The sequence below is a fragment of the Sphingomonas sp. genome, assembly GCF_051962185.1.
Classification (GTDB): domain Bacteria; phylum Pseudomonadota; class Alphaproteobacteria; order Sphingomonadales; family Sphingomonadaceae; genus Sphingomonas.
In genome coordinates this window covers 1-5,540 of the sequence record NZ_JBQCCN010000237.1, presented here as the reverse complement: position 1 = coordinate 5,540, position 5,540 = coordinate 1, and the positions used below count along the sequence as shown (strand labels likewise).

Sequence of the window (5,540 nt, the reverse complement as noted above, 5' to 3'; positions counted from 1 at the left end):
CGGCCCGATTTGTCGCCGGAGGTCGATGCCCGAGTGAGGGCACTGATCGGCGAAGGTCAGGCGATTGCGGCGATCAAGCTGGTCCGCGAAGCGACCGGTTTAGGCCTCAAAGAGGCCAAAGATTGGGTCGATGACATGCGGCAGGCTGGGGTCACGATGCGGTGACGCGGTTAACGCGTTGTGATTTTTATTGTGGGTTTACGGTGGTGCGCTAACATGCGTGCCCGGAAAACGGTACGCGCCCGTGTGTTTGCGCGCGACGAGGTGACTGAATGCCCAAGTTAGATGGCGGCGACTCGAAGAGCACGTTGTATTGCTCGTTCTGCGGGAAATCGCAGCACGAGGTGAGGAAGCTCATCGCGGGACCGACCGTGTTCATCTGCGACGAGTGCGTCGAGCTGTGCAACGACATCATCCGTGAGGAAACGAAGTCGGCACTGGTTTCGAAGAAGGACGGCGGCGTCCCGACTCCGCAGGAAATCTGCGACGTGCTCGACGATTACGTGATCGGCCAGAAACAGGCCAAGCGCGTACTCTCGGTCGCGGTGCACAACCATTACAAGCGGCTCAACCACGGCGCCAAGGGTGCCGATGTCGAGCTCGCCAAGTCGAACATCCTGCTGGTCGGCCCGACCGGCTGCGGCAAGACCTTGCTCGCGCAGACCTTGGCCCGCATCCTGGATGTGCCGTTCACCATGGCCGATGCGACGACGCTGACCGAGGCCGGCTATGTCGGCGAGGACGTCGAGAACATCATCCTCAAGCTGCTCCAGGCCTCCGACTACAATGTCGAGCGGGCGCAGCGCGGCATCGTCTACATCGACGAGATCGACAAGATCAGCCGCAAGGCGGAGAATCCGTCGATCACCCGCGACGTGTCGGGCGAGGGCGTGCAGCAGGCATTGCTCAAGCTGATGGAAGGCACCACCGCGAGCGTCCCGCCGCAGGGTGGCCGCAAGCATCCGCAGCAGGAATTCCTCCAGGTCGACACGACCAACATCCTGTTCATCTGCGGCGGCGCCTTCTCGGGCCTCGAGAAGATCATCGGCGACCGCCTGCAGGGCAAGTCGATTGGTTTCGGCGCCTATGTCGCCGCGCCCGAGGAACGCCGCACCGGCGAAGTGCTCAAGTCGGTCGAGCCCGAGGATCTGCTGAAGTTCGGCCTGATCCCCGAATTCGTCGGCCGTCTGCCGGTCATCGCGACGCTCGAGGATCTCGACGAGAAGGCGCTGGTCAAGATCCTGGCCGAGCCGAAGAACGCGTTGGTCAAGCAATATCAGAAGCTGTTCGACATGGAGGACGTGAAGCTCGGCTTCACCGACGACGCGCTGTCGACGGTCGCGCGCAAGGCGATCGACCGCAAGACCGGCGCGCGCGGGCTGCGCTCGATCCTCGAAGGCATCCTGCTGGACACGATGTTCGACCTGCCCAGCATGGACGGCGTCGACGAAGTGATGATCGACAAGGACGTGGTCGAGGGCCGCAAGGACCCGATCCGTGTCTATGCCAAGAAGGAAAAGGAAAAGGCCGGCGACGCGGCCTGATCCCGACCTTGGATCGATGAGTTGAGAGACGGGCGCCGATCGACAGACCGGCGCCCGTTGTCGTTGGGGAGAGGGCGATGCTGGACCTGAGGCCGAATTGCGAATGCTGCGACCGCGACCTGCCGCCCGATAGTCCCGACGCGCGCATCTGCACCTTCGAGTGCACCTTTTGCGCGGATTGCGCCGAGAATGTGCTCGGCGGTGTCTGCCCCAATTGCGGGGGCAAATTCACCGTCCGGCCGATCCGGCCGGCGGCGATGTTAAAGCGTTTTCCCGCCTCGACCGAGCGCGTGCTCAAGGCCGATGGTTGCAAGGCGGCATGATTCGCCAGGCGACAAAGGCCGACCGCGATGTGGTGGCGACGACGCTCGCGCGCGCCTTCGCCGACGATCCGGCGACATCGTATATCTTCCCCGACCGCGGCGATCGCGTGAAGCGACTGCCCCGGATGTTCCGCCTGATCTTCGACGAGGATGTCGGCGGCATGCCGCTGCTGACCGGAAGCGGTGAGGCGGCGACCCTGTGGCGCAAGCCCGGTCTGGCGGAGATCGGCAAGCTCGAGATGCTGAGGCAACTCTTCCCGCTGATCGGCGCATTCGGGTCGGCCCTGGGCCGCGCGATGCGGGTCGGCGACGCGATCGACGCGCACCATCCGCCGGGTCCCTATTGGTATCTCCACATTGCCGGCGTCGATCCCGCGCACCAGGGCAAGGGATTGGGGTCAGCGTCGATCCGGCAGGGTCTCGCACGGGCGCGGGAGGACGGACTGCCCGCGTTTCTCGAGACGGCCACGCCGCGCAATGTCAGTCTGTACCAGTCGCTGGGATTCGAAGTGATCGACGAATGGCATGTGCCGAAGGGCGGGCCGAAATTCTGGTCGATGCTCAATTCCAGGCCGTAGGCGCCATTCCGTCATCCGCGAAAGCGGGGTCCTGGCTCCGATCTCATCCTTCCTACTGCCGGCAGTATTTTACGAGCAGGCGGAAGATGGGGGTCTCCGCTTACGCGGGGATGACGATAGAAGGGGCGCCTAGAATATCCCCGGCACGAACCGCTTCACCCGCGCGGCATAATCGTCATAGGCCGCGCCGAACTGCTTTCGCAGCAGGCGCTCTTCGTTGCTGACGCGCATCCAGGTGCCGAGGAGGTAGATTGGCGCCGCGACAATCAGGTTGCGCGTGTGGCCGAACGCGATCGCCATCGCGATCATGAACAGGGTCAAGGCGACATAGATTGGATTGCGCACCCAGGCGAACGGGCCGCTCTGAACCAACGTATGGTCCGATCTCGTCCGCGCGACCAGCGCCCAGTTCTTTCCCATCGCGCGCGACGATGCATCGAACAGCCCTACCGCGCCGAGCATCAGCGCGAGGATGACCACACCCTCGACGATCGCTTTTGCCGACATCGGATCGAGCGCGACCAGGATCGGTCCGAACCCCACCATGGCGATGCCGAGCCCCTGGACCGCGATCCACAACCAGGTGATCGACGCGCTCTGCGAGGTCGGCACCGTCCCCGCCCTGGCGACACGACGCCGCGCCGCGATCAGGGCGATGAAGAACAGCAGGAAACCGAGCATGATCGCGGCCAGGCCGGGCAGGCCCACGGCGTCGATGGGAAGACGGTGCAGCATGGCCTACCTCATATCCCCGCTGTGTTATTCACTCAATGCGCTCAGGGACGCCGCCGCCCGGCCTGATAGTCCTCGACCGCGCGCGATCGCTTGAGGACGCGGGCATAGGGGTCGATCACGACATGCGCGGCCGCGGGAACGTCGACCGTCGCGGTGCCGTCGGGCATCTCGACCTTCATCACCTTGTCGTCGACCGAAATCTCGATCGGCATCGGGAACGGCGTCTTGTCGTTGGTGAGCCAGAACAGATGAAGCTGGTCGCCGCTGCGCGCCTCGACCAGCTCGGGCAAAGCGGCCTGGCGCAGATAGACGTTGAAGAACCAGTCGTAATCCTTGCCCGTCACCTGGCGGACGAAATCCTCATATTCGCGGGTCGAGCCGAAGCGCGGCGTGAAATTGCCCGGCTTGGGATCGGGCCGGCCGTAGACTTCGAGCCGGGTCACGTCCCAGAACGCCTTGTCACCGATCAGCCAGCGCAAGGTGTGGAGCATCCACGCGCCCTTGTAATAGATGTCGCCGCCGGGCCCGCCCTTGGTCGGCTCGTAGACCTCTTCCTCGGTGATCCAGCGCCCGCGCACGATCGGAACCCTGTTCTCGATCTTGTTGCGCTGATCGTCCATCATCGTCGCGTAACGGGCAAAGCCCTCACGCCACAGGCCGTAAGCGGGTTGCATGTACTCGCCATAGCCTTCGTGAATCCAGTAATCGTCCCAATTGGCGGCGGTCACCTGGTTGCCGAACCATTCGTGGCTGAATTCGTGCTGGAACAGCCAGTCGAAGCCCTCGGGCGCTTTCTTGTAGCCGTTGCCGTAGGCGTTGATCGTCTGATGCTCCATGCCGAGATGCGGGGTCTCCACCACGCCGACCTTCTCGTCGCCGAATGGATAGGGGCCGACATTGCTCTCGAAGAAATCGAGCGTCGGGGCGAATTCGGCGAACAGCTTCTTGGCCTGTTCCTCCTCGCCCGGAAGGTACCAATAGAACATCGGGATCGTGTTGCCGAACCGGCTCTTATAGTCGCCCGAGATCACCTCGTACGGCGCGACGTTGAGCGCGATCGCATAGGTATTGGGATGCTTGACCTCCCAGTTCCACGTCTCACGGCCGTCGGCTTCGGTATCCACGCCCTTGAACACGCCGTTGGAGGGCGCCTTCAGTCCCTTGGGGATGGTGATGTGGAGGTCGACCTTGCCCGGCTCCCCCTGCGGAAAATCGAGGCAGGGCCAGAGGATGTCGCAGCCATAGCCTTCGTCGGTGGTGGCGAACCACAGCCGCCCGTCCTTGGTCTTGGACCAGACCACACCGTCGTCCCAGGGCGCATTGACCGCGACGTGCGGGGTGCCGCCATAAGCGATCGTCGCCTGGACATGCTCGCCTGCGGCATAGGTCCGCGGCAATTTGATCGTCAGCCGCCCCTCGGGATTGGCCCAGTCGGCCGGGGCGAGCTTCTTGCCGTCGATCGCGATCGCGCTGGGGCCGAGATTCCTGTCGAGGTCGATGACGAGCTTGTCGATCGGCGCCTTGGCAGTGAAGACGAGCACCGCGAGCCCTTTGAGCTGCTCGGTCTCGGGCAGCACCTCGAACGACAGATCGGCGGTATCGAACTGCAATTTGGCCTGGTCGGGATCGACCGGACCGCCCGACCTTTGGGTCTGTGCGGTGATCGGCGGCTCGCCTTTACGGGGCAGGCTGGCGCCGCCGGCCGCGGCCGTGGCGAGCAGGCTTATCCCCAGCATTGCGGGGACAAGAAGGCGCCGGTGATTGATGGAATGCTCACGCTTCCCATATAGAAAAGCAAAAGCGCCCCGGTTGGGCGCCCCCGGAGTATCCATGACCGTTCAATCCTTCCCCGTATTGCCGCTGCGCGACAGAGTGGTGTTTCCCCACATGATCGTGCCGCTGTTCGTCGGTCGCGACAAGTCGGTCGCCGCGCTGGAAAGCGCGATGGCCGCCGACAAGGAGATTTTCCTGGTCGCGCAACTCGACCCCGCGCAGGACGATCCGCAGCGCGACGATCTCTACGACATGGGCGTGATCGCCACGATCCTGCAGTTGCTGAAGCTCCCCGACGGCACCGTGCGCGTGCTGGTCGAGGGCAAGGCGCGCGCGACGCTGACCACGCTGGCCGGCCAAGGCGATCACCTGACCGCCGAGGTCGAGCGGATTGACGAGGACGCCGAAAAGAGCGTCGAGGTCCAGGCGCTGATGCGCTCGGTCGTCGAGCAGTTCGAATCCTATTCCAAGCTCAACCGCAAGCTGCCCGCCGAGACCGCGGTTCAGCTGAGCGAGATCGAGGAGCCGTCGCGGCTGGCCGATTCGATCGCCGGCAACATCGCGATCAAGGTCGCCGAGAAGCAGGC

Annotated in this window: 7 protein-coding genes; 5 read left to right on the top strand and 2 right to left on the bottom strand. The window is 64.0% G+C overall.

All coding sequences use genetic code 11. The annotated features are described in order from the left end of the window. The first annotated feature begins 33 nt into the window (after positions 1–33). The 4 genes from ACTHJR_RS15225 to ACTHJR_RS15210 all read left to right on the top strand — a co-directional run bounded on the left by ACTHJR_RS15225 (position 34) and on the right by ACTHJR_RS15210 (position 2,445). Positions 34–165, top strand: a complete 132-nt coding sequence (locus ACTHJR_RS15225) for a ribosomal protein L7/L12 (RefSeq protein ID WP_440524090.1) — start codon at positions 34–36, stop codon at positions 163–165. Positions 166–272: 107 nt separating this feature from the next. Beyond that, positions 273–1,544 carry an ATP-dependent Clp protease ATP-binding subunit ClpX gene (gene clpX, locus ACTHJR_RS15220; RefSeq protein ID WP_440524089.1) on the top strand — a complete coding sequence of 424 codons (1,272 nt, stop codon included), beginning with the start codon at positions 273–275 and terminating at the stop codon, positions 1,542–1,544. A 77-nt stretch (positions 1,545–1,621) separates the two neighbouring features. Continuing rightward, a complete protein-coding gene (locus tag ACTHJR_RS15215; RefSeq protein WP_440524088.1) occupies positions 1,622–1,867 on the top strand; it encodes a DUF1272 domain-containing protein in 246 nt (81 codons plus the stop codon). Next, on the top strand, positions 1,864–2,445 hold the full coding sequence (locus ACTHJR_RS15210) for a GNAT family N-acetyltransferase (protein ID WP_440524087.1): 582 nt from the start codon (positions 1,864–1,866) through the stop codon (positions 2,443–2,445). The genes ACTHJR_RS15215 and ACTHJR_RS15210 overlap by 4 nt, the downstream gene beginning before the upstream one ends. A gap of 129 nt (positions 2,446–2,574) precedes the next feature. Here the strand turns inward: ACTHJR_RS15210 and ACTHJR_RS15205 are convergent, their stop codons facing one another. Both ACTHJR_RS15205 and ACTHJR_RS15200 read right to left on the bottom strand, forming a co-directional pair. Then, on the bottom strand, positions 2,575–3,180 hold the full coding sequence (locus tag ACTHJR_RS15205; protein ID WP_440524086.1) for a methyltransferase family protein: 606 nt from the start codon (positions 3,178–3,180) through the stop codon (positions 2,575–2,577). A 41-nt stretch (positions 3,181–3,221) separates the two neighbouring features. After that, entirely contained in the window at positions 3,222–4,916 is a 1,695-nt protein-coding gene (locus tag ACTHJR_RS15200) for a M1 family metallopeptidase (RefSeq protein ID WP_440524085.1), read from the bottom strand. A gap of 94 nt (positions 4,917–5,010) precedes the next feature. On the opposite strand from ACTHJR_RS15200, the gene ACTHJR_RS15195 reads away from it, so the two are divergent. Next, positions 5,011–5,540: LON peptidase substrate-binding domain-containing protein (locus tag ACTHJR_RS15195; protein ID WP_440524084.1), on the top strand; the 530-nt coding region annotated here is incomplete at its 3' end.

What these genes read in the sequence shown, in the direction of transcription:
- clpX (WP_440524089.1), top strand. Translation starts at nt 273, where the DNA reads ATGCCCAAGTTAGATGGCGGCGACTCGAAGAGCACGTTGTATTGCTCG.
- ACTHJR_RS15210 (WP_440524087.1), top strand. Translation starts at nt 1,864, where the DNA reads ATGATTCGCCAGGCGACAAAGGCCGACCGCGATGTGGTGGCGACGACG.
- ACTHJR_RS15200 (WP_440524085.1), bottom strand. Translation starts at nt 4,916, where the DNA reads ATGCTGGGGATAAGCCTGCTCGCCACGGCCGCGGCCGGCGGCGCCAGC.
- ACTHJR_RS15215 (WP_440524088.1), top strand. Translation starts at nt 1,622, where the DNA reads ATGCTGGACCTGAGGCCGAATTGCGAATGCTGCGACCGCGACCTGCCG.
- ACTHJR_RS15205 (WP_440524086.1), bottom strand. Translation starts at nt 3,180, where the DNA reads ATGCTGCACCGTCTTCCCATCGACGCCGTGGGCCTGCCCGGCCTGGCC.